Genomic DNA, 16,597 nt, shown 5'->3' with positions numbered 1-16,597 from the left:
CCTCGAACACCAGGGAACCGAACTGATTCCCCCGGCGTATTCATCAGCGAGGGGTGGTGCGAGACTCTGCGCCAGGCCGTCGGGCGCCCACCGGGCGGTGCCCGTACCGCGCGATCCGATCAAGATCGTGTGAAGGCCGGTGCGCAATGCCGGGCCCGGCGGCGATACTTGCGGGGACGGAAGACCATGGGGGAGGTCGCAGTGACACACCCGCCGAAGAGCAGTGCGGCGCCACCGGGTTCGCCGCCGCCGACGATGCCGGCCGTACCGCCGCAGCCCGACCGCGGCGGTGCGCGCACGCCCGCGCCCGCGCCGGCCCCCGCGCCCGTCGCGCCCCCGGACCGCCGTTCGGCGTTCGCCGAGGGCGCGGACCGGCTGCGCTCCGCCGCGACCACCGAGCCGGGGCGGCTGCGCGTGATCGGCGCCCTGCTCGCGCTGCTCGTCGTCGCGTTCGGCGCGGTCACCGCCTGGCAGACCGACAGCCGCGCGAGCGCCGCGGACGACGTCCTGAACAGCAGTCAGCCGCTCAGCTCCGACGCGGCCGACATCTACCGGTCGCTCGCCGACGCCAACACCATGGCCGCCAGCGGCTATCTGGCCGGCATCCAGGAGACCAAGGCGACCCGCGACCAGTACGACGCGGACATCCGCACCGCCGCCGCCAAGCTGGTCACCGCGGCCGCCAGCGCCGACCGGGGCTCCGCGTCCGCGAAGACCATCGCGCAGCTCAACGAACTCCTGCCGCGCTACCAGAACCTGATCGCGTCCGCCCGCGCCAACAACCGCGAGGGCTACCCGGTGGGCGGCGCCTATCTGCGGCTCGCCAACGCCACGATGCAGGACAAGATGCTGCCGAAGGCGCAGGCCCTCTACACGAGCGAGAACCAGCGGCTGAACGCCGACTACGGCGACGCGACGCCGTACCCCTGGGCGGCGATCGGGCTCGGCGTCGTCGCGCTCGGCGCGCTGGCCTGGGTGCAGCGCCGGACCTTCCTGCACACCAACCGGGTGCTGAACCACGGCCTGGTGGCCGCGAGCGGCGCCACCGCCGTCGTCCTGCTGTGGGTGGTGGTCGGGCACACCGTCGCCCGCGCGGGTCTGAACGAGTCCTACGACCACGGCGTACGCTCGCTGAACGTGCTGCACGACGCGCAGATCGCGTCCCTGACGGCGCGCAGCGACGAGAACCTCACTCTGGTCAGCCGCGGCGCGGAGACCAAGGCACTCGCCGACGGCACGTCCACGGACCTGTACAACTGGGGCTACGACCAGGAGATCAAGCAGCTCGCCGCGCAGCTGGACAAGGCGGGCGCGCTCGCCGACGACGCGGCGGGCCGCAAGCCCGTACAGGTGGCGAACGAGTCGATGGTGGCGTGGAAGAAGCGCGCCCTGACGGCCCGCGGATACAACGAGCTGGGCCAGTACCAGCAGGCCCGCGAGCGGGTCATCGGCACCGACAAGGACATCTCGACGAGCGTGTGCTTCGCCAACGTCGACTCGTCCCTGACGCAGGCGCTGGCGCACGAGCGCGAGGAGTTCAGGTCCGCCGCGAGCGACGGCCTGGACGCGATGACCGGCCTGACCGTCGGCTCGGCGGTGCTCGCCGTGCTCGGCGCGGCGGCCGCGGTCGTCGGCATCGGCCGCAGGCTGTCGGAGTACCGGTGAGAGGGGGCGTGACGATGCGAGCACGCGAACTGTCCGCCCGCCCTCGGGACGCCGTGGGCGGCGCCCCGCGGCGGAGCCTTACGGCCGGTCTCCGCGGCTGGGGCGGCGTGGGCGCGATGGCGGTGCTGTGCGCCCTGGCGCTGTCGCTGGTGCTGCTGCTGCCGCTGACCCAGCCGCACACCGCCGGCACGCCCGTGGGCATCGGCGGGCAGCGTGCCGTCAAGGGCACCCAGGCCAAGGCTTCCGACTGCAAGGAGGACACGGCGCAGAACCGCAGCCTGTCCCCGTCGGGCGCGTCCGGCGCGACGATCGACGCCATCAAGAAGCGCGGCTACCTGATCGTCGGCGTCGACCAGAACAGCTACCGCTGGGGCTATCTCGACCCCAACGACCCGGCCGGCGAGCCGGAAGGTTTCGACATCGACATCGTCCACGCGATAGCCCGCGACATCTTCGGCTCGGACGACGCGCAGTACATCCAGTACCGCTCCATCCCCACCGACCAGCGCATCCCGGCCGTCACCGGTCACCGCGTCGACATGGTGGTGCGCACCATGACGATCACCTGCGCCCGCCTGGACGACGTCACGTTCTCCGCGCCCTACTTCGAGACGGGCCAGCAGGTGCTCGCCCCGGTCAACTCGACGATCAAGGGCTACGACAAGACCCTGGCGGGCAAGAAGGTCTGCTCGGCCGCCACGTCCACCGCCCTGCAGCACCTGAACGACGACAAGAAGTCCGGGAAGATCCCCGCCAGCACGGACATCAGCACCGTCGTCCCCAGCCAGCTGGACTGCCTGGTGCGGCTCCAGCTCGGCGAGGTGGACGCGGTGGTGACGGACGGCGCGCTCGCCGCGAGCCAGGCCGCCCAGGACCACACGGTCGAACTGAAGGGCCCCGCCTTCACCACCGAGTACTACGGCGTGGCGATGAACAAGAGCGCGAAGGATCTGGTACGCCGGGTCAACCGGGTGCTGGAGAACTACCGCAGCAGCGGCGCGTGGAAGAACTCCTACGACACGTGGCTGGCCCAGACGCTGGGTAAGGACTCGAAGTCGGCCGTCCCGCCGACAGCGCACTACCAGGGCTGACGCGGGGCGCCGGCGAGGGCGACAAGGGAAGCGGAAGAACACACACAGCAGCGAGAGGTGATCGATGGGCGGCGTCGCGGGGTCCCCCGGGCCGGTGATGGACCGGGACGAGGTGGACCGTGCGCTGGCGCGGCTCGGCGCGGAGCACGAGGCGATCGAGACGTCGCTGCTGGCCCTCCAGGACCACGCCGGACGCAGGCTGCTCGAGGGCGCCGAACTCACCGGCGTCACCAAGGAGCGCTGGACGTCTACGGAGGCGTCGATCACGCTGCTGTGGACGTACTTCGACGCGTACGCCGGGGCGCTGCGCAGCGCCCGCGAGGTGCGCGCCCGGCGCCGCTGGTCCAGCCGCGAGGACCTGGTGGAGCTGACCGAGCTGCTGCGCGGCGAGTCCGTGACGGTCGCGGGCAGCCACGGCGCGGGCGGCGCGACGCTGCTGGAGGGGCCGGGCAGGCTCAGCCGCCAGTTCTCGCTGACGGCCCTGGTGGACCGGATGAACGACCTGTACGCGACCTCGCTGGACATGGTCGTCACCGCGGACGCGGTGTGGTCCGCGCTGCCGGCACGGATCGATTTACTGGCCGCGGAGCTCCAGCGCACCCGCCGGCTCGCGCACTCCGTCGGCGTCCGCCCGGGCGAGCACCCGGCCGGTGACGACCTGGAGCGGATCACGCGCACGCTGACCGCGCTGCGCGAGCAGGTGGTCTCCGACCCGCTCGCCTTCTGGGTGCCCGCGCAGGGCAGTTCGGCGCCCGGCGGCGGCCGCCCGGACACCACGGTCTACGACCGCGAGGCGCGCGCCCTGGAGGACGTGCGCCGCGAGATCGACGCCGTGCTCACCGTCCGGCAGGACGCCGAGGCGCGCCTGGTGCGGCTGCGGGACGTGCTCTCGCGCGCCGACCGCACCCTCGCCGAGGCCCGTACCGCGCGCGGCGAGGTCCTCGCGAAGATCGCCGCCACCGAGGTGCCGGTGGTCAGCGGGCCGCCGATCGTGCTCCAGGAGCAGCTGTCGACGGCCGCCGAGTACCGCAGGCAGGCCCAGTGGCACCGGCTGTCGCCGCTGCTGGAGTCGCTGGAGCAGAAGGCGGAGGACGAACTGCTGCGCGCCCGTGAGTCGTTGACGGCGGTCACCGCGCCGCTGGCGGTCCGCGCGGAGCTGCGCGGCCGGCTCGACGCGTACAAGGCGAAGGTGGCCCGGCACGGGCTCGCGGAGGACCCGCTGCTGATCGAGCGGTACGACGCGGCGCGCCGCATGCTGTGGAGCGCGCCGTGCGATCTGCGGGTCGCCGAACAGGCCGTGCTGCGCTACCAGCACGCGGCGGCGGAACTGCTCGCCGCGCCCCGGCCGCCGGAGCGGCCCACGCCGCAGGTGCCGGGTCAGCGCGCGCCCGAGGACCGCATCGACCGGGGCGACCGCGGGCAGCGCGGGGGTTTCGAGGGGGAGTCGTCATGAGTCAGGCCCAGCAGGCGTGCCACCGGCCGGGGTGCGAGGGCAGTTACGAGGACGTCGGCGGCGGCGAGCTGTACTGCGACACGTGCGGTCTCGCCCCGGTGGTGGGCGCGCGCGGCACGGCGGGCTCCGAGTCCGGGTCCGGCGGGTCCGGGTCCGCCGGGTCCGAGGCGGGCGGCAGGTCCTCCGACAGCGGTGACAGCGGCGGCGGTTCGCCCGCCAGCGGCCGCAGCGCGCGGACCTCGTCGCAGTCGTCGAAGTCGCGGCGCTCGGTGTCGGGGCGCCTGTCGCGCTCGCTGTCGGGGCGGACCAGCGGCCGCTCGGTGTCGGTGCGCAGCTCGGGCTCGTCGACCGGGAGTTCCGCGCGGGGCCGGCTGGGCGCGGGCCTGGTGCAGGTGCCGGACGTGCCGCGGCCCGATCCGCGCGAGATGGTGCTCGACAACCCCGAGGTGCCCGAGCGCAAGCGGTTCTGCTCGCGCTCCGACTGCGGTGCGCCGGTGGGCCGTTCACGCGGTGAGAAGCAGGGGCGCACCGAGGGCTTCTGCACCAAGTGCGGCCACCCGTACTCGTTCGTGCCGAAACTGCGCGGCGGTGACGTGGTGCACGGGCAGTACGAGGTCGTCGGCTGCCTCGCGCACGGCGGCCTCGGCTGGATCTACCTGGCCGTGGACCGCGCGGTCTCGGACCGCTGGGTGGTCCTCAAGGGCCTGCTGGACACCGGCGACCAGGACGCGATGGCCGCGGCCATCTCCGAGCGGCGCTTCCTCGCGGAGATCGAGCACGCCAACATCGTGCGCATCTACAACTTCGTCGAGCACCTCGACCAGCGCACCGGCTCCCTCGACGGCTACATCGTGATGGAGTACGTCGGCGGCAAGTCGCTCAAGGAGATCGCCAACTCCCGCCGCACACCGGACGGCAAGCGCGATCCGCTGCCGGTGGAGCAGGCCTGCGCCTACGGCATCGAGGCGCTGGAGGCGCTCGGTCATCTGCACAACCGCAACCTGCTGTACTGCGACTTCAAGGTCGACAACGCGATCCAGACCGAGGACCAGCTCAAGCTGATCGACATGGGCGCGGTGCGCCGCATGGACGACGAGGAGTCGGCCATCTACGGCACGGTCGGCTACCAGGCGCCCGAGGTCGCCGAGGTGGGCCCGTCGGTGGCGTCCGACCTGTACACGGTGGGCCGTACGCTCGCCGTCCTGACGTTCGACTTCCAGGGCTACACGAACGTGTTCGTGGACTCCCTGCCGGACCCGGACCACATCGAGGTCTTCCGCCGCTACGAGTCGTTCTACCGGCTGCTGGTGCGCTCCACCGACCCCGACCCGGCCCGCCGGTTCGCGTCGGCGCAGGAGATGGCCGAGCAGCTGACGGGTGTGCTGCGGGAGGTGGTGTCGCTCCAGACGGGCCGCGCCCGGCCCGCGCTGTCCACCCTGTTCGGGCCCGAGATCCGGGTCACGGACACCGAGTTGTTCCCCCGGCTGGACGGCGACGTCTCGCGGCTCGGGGCGCGCGCGGCGCGTCCGCGCAAGGGCGACCGGCCGCTGCCACGGGCGCTGCCCGCGCCCACCGCGCGACTGGTCAGAGAGGTCGACACCCGCACCGCCGCGCTGGCGCTGCCGGTGCCGCGGGTGGACCCGGCCGACCCCAACGCGGGTTTCCTCGCGGGTCTGCTGGCCTCGGCTCCGGCCGAGCTGCTCGGCGCGCTGTCCGGGGTGCCCTCGCCCTCGGTGGAGACCCGGCTGCGGCAGGTCCGCGCCCTGCTGGAGCACGGCGACTTCGACACGGCGCTGGGTTCGCTGACCGCCCTGGAGGAGGAACGGCCGGACGACTGGCGGGTGGTGTGGTACCGGGGCGTGGCCGCGCTGGCCACCGGCGACCACGAGAGCGCCGCGCTCGCCTTCGACGCGATCTACGACGCCTTTCCCGGCGAACCGGCGCCCAAGCTGGCGCTCGGGGTGTGCGCGGAGGTCCTCGGGCAGCTGGACAACGCCGCGGAGTACTACCGGCTGGTCTGGTCGACCGACCCGAGCCATATGAGCGCGGCGTTCGGGCTGGCCCGGGTGCAGCTCGCGGGCGGCGACCGGCGCGAGGCCGTACGGACGCTGGAGTCGGTGCCGGAGTCGTCCATCCACTACACGGCCGCCCGGGTGGCGGCGGTGCGGGCGCGGCTGCGTCAGCGCACCGCCACGGCCGGCGACCCCGTGTTCCTGGAGGACCTGACGGCCGCCGCGGCGCAGGTCGAGGCGTTGCAGGCGTACGGCCTCGACCCGGCGCGACGCGAGCAGTTGGCGGCGGAGGTGCTCGGCTCCGCGCTGGACTGGGTACTCTCCGGTACCAATGGTTCCGCTCCCGCCGGTGCGGGAGGGCGGGAGCTGCTCGGCAGCGGACTGGACGAGCGGGGCCTCAGGTTCGGCCTGGAGCGCTCGTACCGGATGCTGGCGCGGCTGGCGACCGGCGGCGAGGAGAGGATCGACCTGGTGGAACGTGCCAATCGCTACCGCCCCCGGACGTGGGTGTAGTCGATGTCGCAGATGCCCCAGCTGTCCGCGTGCCCGAGCTGCGAGGAGCCCCTCGAATCGGGTGACCGTTTCTGCGGTGCGTGCGGATACGACCTGTCCGGCGGCCTTCCGGCGTCCTCGGACGACACCCTGATGCTGAACGTCGACGCCGCGGCGGGCGCCGCGCGGCCGGCCGATCCCGGCCCGGTCCCGGGTTCCGGTTCCGCCGCCGTGCCGTCCGCCGGTTCCGTCGGCGTCCCGTCCGCCGGTTCCGGTTCGGTCGGCGTCCCGTCCGCCGGTTCCTCCTCCTCCGCCGTCTCTTCCGCCGGATCCGCCGCCACCGTGCATCTGACGCTGGGCGCGCCGGGTGCCGCCGCGGGCGGTGCGCCGCTCCAGGCGCCTCCCGGCGCGGTGGGCGCCGTACCGCCGCAGCCCTCCGGCTCGCCGGTCTCGCCCGCCTCGGGAGTCCGCTTCGACCGACCGCCGGAGCCCGAGGAGTACCCGCTCCAGGCGCCGGACCCGCGGGTCGCGGCCGACGCCCAGGCCGCCACGGAGGAACAGAAGATGTGCGTGGCGTGCCGGGCGGGCCGGGTCGACGGCGACGGGTACTGCGAGAACTGCGGGCACGCCCAGCCGCGCGAGCGCGACCACATGGAGCAGGAGGCGGGGCCCGTCGCCGCCGTCAGCGACCGCGGGCTGCGCCACCACCGCAACGAGGACGCGTTCAGCGTGGGCAACAGCGTCCTGCCCGACGGCACCCCGGCGGCCGTGGCGATCGTCTGCGACGGCGTGTCCTCCGCGACCCGCCCCGACGACGCCTCGCTCGCCGCCTCCCGGGCCGCGGGCGAGACACTGCTCGCCGCGCTGCCCCGCGGCACGCATCCGCAGATCGCGATGCACGAGGCGATCGTCGCGGCCTCGCACGCGGTGAACGCGCTGGCCGAGGAGCCGGCCACGGCCCGCGAGCACGCCCCGCACCAGAACGCCCCGGCCTGCACGATCGTCGGCGCGGTGGTCACCCCCGGCCTGCTGGTGGTCGGCTGGGTCGGCGACAGCCGCGTCTACTGGGTGCCGGTGGACCGCTCCGCGCCGCCCGCCCGGCTCACCGAGGACGACTCCTGGGCCGCGCAGATGGTCGCCGCGGGCCTGATGAACGAGGCGGAGGCCTACGCCGACGAGCGGGCCCACGCCATCACGGGCTGGCTCGGCGCGGACGCCTACGAACTGGAGCCGCACACGGCGTCGTTCAAGCCGGACCGGCCGGGCGTGGTGGTGGTGTGCACCGACGGCCTGTGGAACTACGCCGAGACGGCCGAGGAGATGGCCGAGGCCGTGCCGCCGGACGCCGCCGTACGCCCGCTGCACGGCGCGCGGGTCCTGGTCGGTCACGCGCTCGACGGCGGGGGCCACGACAACGTAACAGTGGCGCTGCTGCCGTTCCCGCCTCCGTCCCAGGGGGCAGGATCCGCCTGAGGCGTGTGTCACGGGGAAGTCTCGGCGGGCCGGAGGGGACCGGTCCGCACAGTCGTCACCCGCGGTGAACCCGCGGGTTCGTGAGGGGGAGCGAAGCAGGCATGGCCAATTTCTCGAAGTCGAACGTGCCGGCGTTCTCGATGGACGTGTACCAGAACGAGTACCTGCCCGAGGGCGGCCGCGAGGTGAACGCGATCGTCACGGTCAGCGCCACGGGCGGGGGGACGGTCGGGAGCGCGGTGGCCGCGCCGCACCTGTTCACGCCGGGCCAGGGGCCGTCCGCGGCGGTCGCGATCATGGTCGACTGCTCGGGTTCGATGGACTACCCGCCGACCAAGATGCGCAACGCCCGCGACGCCACGGCCGCCGCGATCGACACGCTGCGCGACGGCGTGCACTTCGCGGTGATCGGCGGCACCCACGTCGCCAAGGAGGTCTACCCGGGCGGCGGCCGGCTCGCCGTCGCGGACGCGGCCAGCCGCGCCCAGGCCAAGGACGCGCTGCGCCGCCTGAGCGCGGGCGGCGGCACCGCCATCGGCACCTGGCTGCGGCTCGCGGAGCGGCTGCTGTCCCCGGCGGACGTGGCGATCCGGCACGGCATCGTGCTCACCGACGGACGCAACGAGCACGAGGCGCCGGAGGACCTGAAGGCGACGCTGGAGGCGTGTGCGGGAAAGTTCACCTGTGACGCCCGCGGCGTGGGCACCGACTGGGAAGTGAAAGAAGTCACAGGGATCGCCTCCGCCCTGCTCGGCACCGCCGACATCGTCGCCGATCCGCAGGGCCTGGCCGCGGACTTCACGCAGATGATGGAGACCGCGATGGGCAAGGAGGTCGCGGACGTCGCCCTCAGGGTGTGGACGCCGGTCGGCACGACCATCAAGTTCGTCAAGCAAGTGGCGCCCACGGTCGAGGAGTTGACCGAACGCCGCACCGAGGCCGGACCGCGCGCCGGGGACTACCCCACCGGCTCCTGGGGGGACGAGTCCCGGGACTACCACCTGTGCGTGGAGGTCCCCGCCGCGGGCGTCGGCCAGGAGATGCTGGCCGCCCGGGTCTCCCTGGTCATCCCCCAATCCGACGGCGGCGTGCAGAACTTGGGCGCGCAGGGCCTGGTGAGGGCGGTGTGGACGGACGACATGACCGCCTCCACGTCGATCAATCCGCAGGTCGCGCACTACACCGGACAGGCCGAACTGGCCCAGGCCATCCAGCAGGGACTCGATCTCCGTAAAGCGGGCGATTTCGACGGGGCGACGGCCAAACTGGGGCGCGCCGTCCAGCTCGCCAGCGCCTCGGGGAATGCCGATACGGCCAAACTCCTTGCGAAGGTGGTGGACGTCGTCGATGCCGCGACGGGTACTGTGCGACTGAAGGCGAAGGTCGCGGAAGCGGACGAGATGACTCTCGAAACGCGGTCCACAAAGACTGTTCGTGTAAAGAAGTGACGTACGACCACGCGTAGGACAGTGAAGGAGAGGGGGAAGCGCCGACATGCCGACCTGCCCGAACGGACACCAGTCGGGTTCCGACGACTGGTGCGAGGTGTGCGGTCACCGCATGGCCGGTGCCGTGCCTCCGCCTCCCCCGCCGCCCCCGGCCGGGGGCTACGGCTTCCCGCCGCCCCAGGGCGGCCGCGGCGGCGGGCGCGGCGTGCCCGCCGCCGAGCCGGAGCTCTGCCCGCAGTGCCGCACGCCCCGTGAGGGCGGCGCGCCGTTCTGCGAGGAGTGCCGGTGGAACTTCCTCACCAACACGGCGACCTCCTACACCCCGGCCGCGCCGCGCAACGCGGCGCCGAGCCCGGCGTCCCGCTTCCAGCAGCCGCCCGGCCCGACGTACGGCGGCGACCCGTACGAGTACCAGGGCTCGCGGCCCTCGCAGATGAACCGTCCCGCGGAGCCGCTGCCCCCGTTCACCAGCGAGCCGTCGGGTCCGACGCCGTTCGGCGGCGGGCAGCAGCAGGGTCCGGGGGGCCACCAGGGTCAGGGTCCGGGGGGCCACCAGGGCCCCGGCCAGCAGGGCATGGGCGGCGGTCAGCAGGGCATGGGCGGCGGCCGTCCGGGCATGGGCGGCCAGCAGGGCATGGGCGGACCGCAGGGTCCTGGCGGCTACCCCGGCCAGGGCGGCCCCGGGGGCCAGGGCGGGCCGTCCAACTTCGGTCCCGACCCCTCCCGGCCGGTTCCGCCGCCGCCCGGTCCCACGCCGAACGCCGGCCCGAACGGCCCGCAGGCCTTCCAGCCCGGCCCGCAGGCGCCGCCCGCGTTCCCGCAGGAGACCGGCAGGCCGCCGCGGCAGGGCGGTCCGTCCTTCGGCGGCGGTGAGGACGACTGGGTGATCTCCCCGCCCGGCGGCCCCGGTGGCCAGGGCGGTCCCGGTCAGGGCGGTCCGGTTCAGGGCGGTGGCTACAGCTACCCGCCGGCCGGCGGCACCCAGGCCCCGCCCACCCAGGGCTACGCGCAGGCGCCCCGGCCCCCGGCGGGCTGGACGGCGACGATCGGCCCGGACCGCGACTACTTCCTGGCGATGATGCAGCGCTCGGGTCCCGAGGCCACGGGCCTCAACCTGCCCGCGTACTCGCCGGAGCAGCAGCGCACCCTCAGCGGCAACCAGATCACCATCGGCCGCCGCCGGCACTCCACCGGCGACACCCCCGACATCGATCTGTCGGTGCCGCCGGAGGACCCGGGCGTCTCGCACCAGCACGCGGTGCTGGTGCAGCAGCCGGACGGCAACTGGGCGGTCGTCGACCAGAACTCGACCAACGGCACCACGGTCAACGGCTCCGAGGAACCGATCCAGCCGTTCGTACCGGTCCCCCTCCAGGACGGCGACCGGGTCCACGTGGGCGCCTGGACGACGATCACGATCCGCCGCGGCTGACGGCTGCGCCGGGCTCTGCGGGTGTGGGGCTGATCATCGGTCCCCACGCCCCTGAGACGCGCCACCCTGTGCCCCGCAAGGGGCGCGGGGAACCGCGCGACAGGCCACGACGCACCCGCACCGGGGGCACCAGGCGCACCGTCCGGCCGCGGGCCGGTGGGGGGCTGTTCGCGCAGTTCCCCGCGCCCCTGAGGCACGCAGCCCTGCCCCCCTGAGGGGTGCGGGGAACTGCGCGAACAACCACGACGCGCCCGCGGGGGATACCCGGCGGATCGGAGCGGCCGCGGCCCCGTGGGGCCGAGCGCGCCGTTCCCCGCGCCCCCTTACGGGGCGGAGCCCCCCGCCAGGGGCCACGCGTAGGGCCCCTCCGGGGCGTCCAGCCAGGCCCACGCGTGCTCACCGCTCACGGTGACCCCGTAGCGCTCCCGCGTCGGCCGCCCCTCGCGGTCCCACAGCGCGTACGCCTCCCGCGGCTCCAGCCGGGCGCGGGTCAGCGCCAGCAGGAACCGGAACAGCTCGTCCTCCCTGGCCGCCGTCGGCACCCCGCCGAGCGGAGCCGGCTCCGGCGGCGGCCCGCCGCCGCGCAGCGGCACGAAGTAGGCGGGCGTGGACAGGAAGCGCCCCTCCGCGTGCCGGGCGTCCCGGACGTCCAGAACCACCACCCCGGTGCCGAACGGCGTCAGGATGCGCCCGCCCGGACGGCACTGGGCGAGCCACGGTCGCGGCAGCACGCTCAGCCCGCAGGTCGCGATGATCCGGTCGAACGGGGCCCGTTCGGGCACCCCGCGGGCCCCGTCGCCGGTCACCACGGACACCGCGTACCCGGCGGCGGCCAGATGACGGCGGGCCGCCTCCGTGATGTCCGGCTCCAGGTCGACGCTGGTGACCAGGGAGCCGTCGCCGAGCCGGTGGGCGAGCAGCGCCGCGTTGTAGCCGGTGCCGGCGCCGATCTCCAGGACCCGGTCGCCGTCCCGCACGCCGAGCTCCGCCAGCATCAGCGCCATCAGCGAGGGCTGGCTGCTGGAGGAGAGCAGTTCGCCGTTGCGCAGCCGCGTGGCCAGGGGCGTGTCCGCGTACGCGCCGCGCGCCCAGCGCTCCCGCGCGGCCGGGTCCGCGCTCTCGCCCCACCGGCGCTCGTAGCCCCCCGCGACGCCGACGAAGTAGTACGGCACGAAGAGGTGGCGCGGCACCTCGGCGAACGCGTCGCGCCACACGGGGTCGGCGTTCCACGCGCCGCTCAGCTCGATCTCCCGCACGAGCGCCGCCCGCGCCTGACCGGCGACCTCCTCGACGTCCCGCCCGGGAGCCTGCGCACCCATGTCTCCACAGTACGGGCGCCACACCCGCCGGGCCGCTCGCGCATGGTCGGAGAGGTCCTGGGGCCCGGGTCCTCGGTCACCCCGTCTGAGACCATGGACGGGTGAAAGAGATTCGGCGTGGCACGCTTCAGGAGCAGACCTTCTACGAGCAGGTCGGCGGGGAGGACACCTTCCGCCGGCTCGTCCACCACTTCTACCGGGGCGTCGCCGAGGACCCGCTGCTGCGGCCCATGTACCCCGAGGAGGACCTGGGCCCGGCCGAGGAGCGCCTCACGCTGTTCCTGATCCAGTACTGGGGCGGCCCGACGACGTACAGCGACAACCGGGGCCACCCGCGGCTGCGGATGCGGCACGCGCCGTTCGCCGTCGACCGTGCCGCGCACGACGCGTGGCTGCGGCACATGCGGGCCGCCGTCGACGAACTCGGCCTCTCCGCGGAGCACGAGGAGACGCTGTGGCGCTATCTGACGTACGCGGCGGCGTCGATGGTGAACACCCCGGACCCGGAGTGACACGAGCCGCCCCGACGCCGGGCGGCCGAGGAGCGGGCGGCCCGGGGGCCCGAGGACGGACGGCCTGACGCCGGGTCGGCCCGACGGGCTCGAGGACGGGCGGCCCGAGGACAGGAGCTCCGAGGGCCCGAGGACGGACGGCCTGACACCAGGGCGGCCCGACGGGCCCGACACGGGCCGGCTCGACGGGCTCGACGCGGGCTGGCCTGAAGCGGGCGGCCTCGAAACGGGCGGCCTCGAAGCGGATGCGCCTCAGCGGACGCTGACGCCCAACGCCCCGAGTCCCGCCCGCCGTACGGCGATCGAGCCGTAGGGCGTGCGCAGCCGCAGCCACGGCCCGGAGGACAGCAGTGCCACCGGCTCCCCCGGCCTGAGGAAGCGCAGCGACTGCGCCGCGTGCGCGGCCCGCACCGGCAGGGGCGTCTGCCCGACCGTGCGGGACCAGATCTCCCGGCCGATCCTGTCGAGTTCGGCGCGGGTCCGCAGCTCCGGCGCCAACTCGGCCGTACGGCCCCGGAATTCGGCGACCGCCGCGCCGACCTCGGCGCGCAGCGCGTCCGGCCGGGGCAGGCCGGGTTCGGCCCGCCAGCCGGACCGCGGCGGCAGCACCCCGGCCCACGGCGGGCCGGTGACCGCGCCGGGCACGGCGGCCGTGGCCGCCGACTCGTCGACGGACTCCAGGAGTTCACCCGCGGACACGGTCACGTCGAGGGTGACGGCGAGCCCGTCCTCGTAGGGCTTGGCGAGCCGCACCGCGCGGATCGCCAGCACCTCGAAGGACGGCGGCCGCCCGAAGACGGCGAGCGCGGTGCCCGCCGCCTGGAGGCGCACCGCCGCCGAACGGTCGTAGTGCAGCAGCCGGGAGAGGAAGGCCGCGAGATCCGCCGCCTCCCCCTCGTCGGCGAGATGGAGCACCGTCATGCGGCGACGGCCTCCTCCTCCGCGTCGTCCTCGTCCTCGGCGTCGTCCGTGTACTCCTGGAGGAACTCCCGCTCCTCCGCGGTGATCCGGCGGGGCCGCTGCGCCTCGAAGTCGAACGGCACGATCACCGTCGAGGCCCGCACGTAGACCAGGTCGTCGTCCTTCACCTCGTAGGTGACGGTGAAGGACGCGGCCCTTATCTGCGTGACCCACAGCTCGATGTCCACCGGACGGTGCCGGTGCACGAGCTGCCGCTTGTAATCGATCTCGTGGCGCGCCACGACCGATCCCTGCCGGAAGTCCTTGTCCGGGCGGAACAGGAAGTCGATACGGGCTTCCTCGAGATAGCGGAGGAAGACCACGTTGTTGACGTGGCCGTACGCGTCCATGTCCGCCCAGCGCAGCGGGCAGCGGTAGATGTGGCGCAAGACCGATCAGCCCCGGGTCAGCTTCTTGTAGGTGGCGCGGTGCGGACGCGCGGCGTCGGCGCCCAGACGCTCGATCTTGTTCTTCTCGTACGACTCGAAGTTGCCCTCGAACCAGAACCACTTGGACTCACCCTCGTACGCGAGGATGTGGGTCGCGACCCGGTCCAGGAACCAGCGGTCGTGGGAGACGACCACGGCCGCGCCCGGGAACTCCAGCAGCGCGTTCTCCAGCGAGGACAGCGTCTCGACGTCGAGGTCGTTGGTGGGCTCGTCGAGGAGCAGCAGGTTGCCGCCCTGCTTGAGGGTGAGCGCGAGGTTCAGGCGGTTGCGCTCGCCACCGGAGAGGACGCCGGCCGGCTTCTGCTGGTCGGGGCCCTTGAAACCGAACGCGGAGACGTAGGCGCGGGAGGGCATCTCGACCTGGCCGACGTTGATGTAGTCGAGCTCGTCGGAGACGACCGCCCACAGCGTCTTCTTCGGGTCGATGTTCTCGCGGCTCTGGTCGACGTACGAGATCTTGACGGTCTCGCCGACCTTGATGATGCCGGAGTCCGGGGTCTCCAGACCCTGGATCATCTTGAACAGCGTGGTCTTGCCCGCGCCGTTCGGACCGATCACGCCGACGATGCCGTTGCGCGGCAGCGTGAAGGAGAGGTCGTCGATCAGGACCTTGTCGCCGAAAGCCTTGGAGAGGTTGCTGACCTCGACGACGATGGAGCCCAGACGCGGGCCCGGCGGGATCTGGATCTCCTCGAAGTCCAGCTTCCGCATCTTGTCGGCCTCGGCCGCCATCTCCTCGTAGCGCGCCAGACGCGCCTTGGACTTGGCCTGACGCCCCTTGGCGTTGGACCGCACCCACTCCAGCTCTTCCTTGAGCCGCTTGGCGCGCTTGGCGTCCTTCTGGCCCTCGATCTTCAGGCGGGAGGCCTTGTTGTCGAGGTACGTGGAGTAGTTGCCCTCGTACGGAATGGCGCGGCCGCGGTCGAGCTCCAGGATCCACTGCGCGACGTTGTCGAGGAAGTACCGGTCGTGGGTGACGGCGACGACGGTGCCGGGGTACTTCGCGAGGTGCTGCTCCAGCCACTGCACGGACTCGGCGTCCAGGTGGTTGGTGGGCTCGTCGAGCAGCAGCAGGTCGGGCGCCTCGAGCAGCAGCTTGCACAGCGCGACGCGGCGGCGCTCACCACCGGAGAGGTTGGTGACCGGCCAGTCGCCGGGCGGGCAGCCGAGCGCGTCCATGGCCTGCTCCAGCTGGGTGTCCAGGTCCCACGCGTTGGCGTGGTCCAGGTCCTCCTGGAGCTTGCCCATCTCGTCCATCAGGGCGTCGGAGTAGTCGGTCGCCATCAGCTCGGCGACCTCGTTGAACCGGTTCAGCTTGCCCATGATCTCGGCGGCGCCGTCCTGCACGTTCTGCAGAACCGTCTTGGACTCGTCGAGCGGGGGCTCCTGGAGGAGCATGCCGACGCTGTAGCCCGGCGAGAGGAACGCGTCACCGTTGGAGGGATGCTCCAGGCCGGCCATGATCTTGAGAACGGTGGACTTGCCGGCGCCGTTCGGGCCGACCACACCGATCTTGGCGCCCGGCAGGAAGCTCAGGGTGACGTCGTCGAGGATCACCTTGTCGCCGTGCGCCTTGCGCGTCTTGCGCATGGTGTAAATGAACTCAGCCAAGAGAAACCGTCCGGACGCTTGAAATCGGCAGTGGGCAGATACACCCCATCTTGCCGTACGTCCATCCCTTGGCGGAAACGTGTACGGCCGGGGGGCTGTGAGCAGGGCTTTCGCCGGGGGGCGGGAGCCTGGGGTACTCAGGCGGGTCTGAGTACGTTCACTCGTGCGGGTGCCGGGCGCGGGCGGAACCCTGGGGACATGAGCCGACCATCACCGCACCCCTTGGCGCGACTGCTGTCCTTCCCGCTGTCCTTCGCGGTCTCCGTCCTGCTGCCCGCCCTCGTGGCGGCCGCGCTGTGGGCCGCCTGGCTGGGCTGGGACCAGCACCGCGACGTCCATCCGGACGGCACGACCACCGGGCCGTACGAGGTCTGGCAGGTGGCCGGGCTGGTGCTGACCCTGCTGGTACCGGTGAGCTGGGCGGCGTACCGGCGCCATGTCACGGGCGCCGTCCTCGGCACCACCGCCGGTCTGGCGGTCGCGGCCTGGTGGGACTGGTCGGACGACGCCAGCGGCCTCTTCGTGATCGGCGTGGCGCTGGTCACCCTGGGCAGCCTCGCGGCGACCACGGTGGTGACGGCCGTGGTGCGCCAGGTCCAGCAGGCGGGGTGACCCCGCCCGGCGCTCCTGCCGCGTGGGGTGCCCCCCGGCGGCCTCGGCTAGGCGCCCCACGACCGGCC

13 protein-coding genes are annotated in these 16,597 nt (G+C 73.3%); 9 read left to right on the top strand and 4 right to left on the bottom strand.

Annotation, left to right across the window (positions count from 1 at the left end; all coding sequences use genetic code 11):
- The first annotated feature begins 201 nt into the window (after positions 1-201).
- The 7 genes from WN71_RS02495 (at position 202) to WN71_RS02460 (ending at position 11,066) form a co-directional block, all read left to right on the top strand.
- Positions 202-1,665 carry a hypothetical protein gene (locus WN71_RS02495; RefSeq protein ID WP_046586861.1) on the top strand — a complete coding sequence of 488 codons (1,464 nt, stop codon included), beginning with the start codon at positions 202-204 and terminating at the stop codon, positions 1,663-1,665.
- A gap of 14 nt (positions 1,666-1,679) precedes the next feature.
- Complete coding sequence (locus WN71_RS02490) at positions 1,680-2,756, top strand: glutamate ABC transporter substrate-binding protein (RefSeq protein WP_079177609.1); 1,077 nt, start codon at positions 1,680-1,682, stop codon at positions 2,754-2,756.
- Between the two features lie 64 nt (positions 2,757-2,820).
- On the top strand, positions 2,821-4,209 hold the full coding sequence (locus tag WN71_RS02485) for a coiled-coil domain-containing protein (protein ID WP_046586863.1): 1,389 nt from the start codon (positions 2,821-2,823) through the stop codon (positions 4,207-4,209).
- Complete coding sequence (locus WN71_RS02475) at positions 4,206-6,734, top strand: serine/threonine-protein kinase (protein ID WP_079177601.1); 2,529 nt, start codon at positions 4,206-4,208, stop codon at positions 6,732-6,734. Before WN71_RS02485 ends, WN71_RS02475 begins: the two co-directional genes overlap by 4 nt.
- A gap of 3 nt (positions 6,735-6,737) precedes the next feature.
- Positions 6,738-8,186, top strand: a complete 1,449-nt coding sequence (locus tag WN71_RS02470; protein WP_046586865.1) for a PP2C family protein-serine/threonine phosphatase — start codon at positions 6,738-6,740, stop codon at positions 8,184-8,186.
- A gap of 101 nt (positions 8,187-8,287) precedes the next feature.
- Positions 8,288-9,634: a vWA domain-containing protein gene (locus tag WN71_RS02465; RefSeq protein ID WP_046586867.1), complete on the top strand. Its 1,347-nt coding sequence runs from the start codon at positions 8,288-8,290 to the stop codon at positions 9,632-9,634.
- Between the two features lie 46 nt (positions 9,635-9,680).
- Positions 9,681-11,066 carry an FHA domain-containing protein gene (locus tag WN71_RS02460; RefSeq protein WP_046586869.1) on the top strand — a complete coding sequence of 462 codons (1,386 nt, stop codon included), beginning with the start codon at positions 9,681-9,683 and terminating at the stop codon, positions 11,064-11,066.
- Between the two features lie 323 nt (positions 11,067-11,389).
- Here WN71_RS02460 and WN71_RS02455 read toward each other — a convergent pair whose 3' ends face one another.
- The gene (locus WN71_RS02455) at positions 11,390-12,385 is read right to left on the bottom strand and encodes a methyltransferase domain-containing protein (protein ID WP_046586871.1); all 996 of its coding nucleotides are present in this window, start codon (positions 12,383-12,385) and stop codon (positions 11,390-11,392) included.
- A 101-nt stretch (positions 12,386-12,486) separates the two neighbouring features.
- Between WN71_RS02455 and WN71_RS02450 the strand changes: the two genes are divergently transcribed.
- Positions 12,487-12,897, top strand: a complete 411-nt coding sequence (locus WN71_RS02450) for a globin (RefSeq protein ID WP_046586873.1) — start codon at positions 12,487-12,489, stop codon at positions 12,895-12,897.
- A gap of 252 nt (positions 12,898-13,149) precedes the next feature.
- Here WN71_RS02450 and WN71_RS02445 read toward each other — a convergent pair whose 3' ends face one another.
- From WN71_RS02445 to ettA, 3 genes are read right to left on the bottom strand one after another with little or no spacing between them, the layout of a single operon-like run.
- Entirely contained in the window at positions 13,150-13,818 is a 669-nt protein-coding gene (locus WN71_RS02445; RefSeq protein WP_046586875.1) for a DUF8010 domain-containing protein, read from the bottom strand.
- Positions 13,815-14,246: an acyl-CoA thioesterase gene (locus WN71_RS02440; protein WP_046586878.1), complete on the bottom strand. Its 432-nt coding sequence runs from the start codon at positions 14,244-14,246 to the stop codon at positions 13,815-13,817. The genes WN71_RS02445 and WN71_RS02440 overlap by 4 nt, the downstream gene beginning before the upstream one ends.
- A gap of 6 nt (positions 14,247-14,252) precedes the next feature.
- On the bottom strand, positions 14,253-15,917 hold the full coding sequence (gene ettA / locus WN71_RS02435; protein ID WP_079177600.1) for an energy-dependent translational throttle protein EttA: 1,665 nt from the start codon (positions 15,915-15,917) through the stop codon (positions 14,253-14,255).
- Positions 15,918-16,115: 198 nt separating this feature from the next.
- On the opposite strand from ettA, the gene WN71_RS02430 reads away from it, so the two are divergent.
- A complete protein-coding gene (locus WN71_RS02430) occupies positions 16,116-16,529 on the top strand; it encodes a hypothetical protein (protein ID WP_240529539.1) in 414 nt (137 codons plus the stop codon).
- Positions 16,530-16,597 lie beyond the last annotated feature (68 nt).

It is taken from the genome of Streptomyces mangrovisoli, assembly GCF_000974985.2.
In the GTDB taxonomy this organism is placed as follows: Bacteria; Actinomycetota; Actinomycetes; order Streptomycetales; family Streptomycetaceae; genus Streptomyces; species Streptomyces mangrovisoli.
The sequence above is the reverse complement of the archived record's forward strand: the minus strand, read 5'-3'. Positions and strand labels throughout refer to the sequence as shown.